Here is a 404-nt window from a genome sequence, read left to right as displayed (position 1 = left end):
TTTGATGGCTTCGACCGTGACATGCCCAGTTGTATTACCCGTTGATAATACACCCGATTTAGAAAAGAAACCGATCTCTTCGTTATCTGATCGCCACGCGCTTAAGCTTAAATTTGATAGGATCTTTGACGAGCCATCAGAGAAATGACCAGTGGCGATGAATTCTTGCTGGTTACCTTTAGCCAAGGTTAACTGGCTTGTTCCTCGTGTTTTTACAGGTGAGGGGCTAATATCAATTCGTGTTAATATTACCGCTGATTCACTGGTTGGATTTTCTACTTCTTCTGGATTGCATCCTAATAAGATTATTAGGATGCAAAAATGGAGGATAGTTATCAGAAATTTTTGCATCTACGCATCATCTTTAAGATTGGAATTTGGTAGATAAAACACCGAGTTAATTT

General features: G+C 39.1%; 1 pseudogene. It reads right to left on the bottom strand.

Annotation, left to right across the window (positions count from 1 at the left end):
* Positions 1–351, bottom strand: a pseudogene (locus BCT81_RS28985) (Ig-like domain-containing protein); the annotation flags it as partial.
* Positions 352–404 lie beyond the last annotated feature (53 nt).

The organism is Vibrio sp. 10N.261.52.A1, from assembly GCF_002876325.1.
GTDB classification, from domain to species: domain Bacteria; phylum Pseudomonadota; class Gammaproteobacteria; order Enterobacterales; family Vibrionaceae; genus Vibrio; species Vibrio chagasii.
Note: the sequence above shows the minus strand (reverse complement) of the source record. Positions and strands in the feature narration are given on the sequence as shown.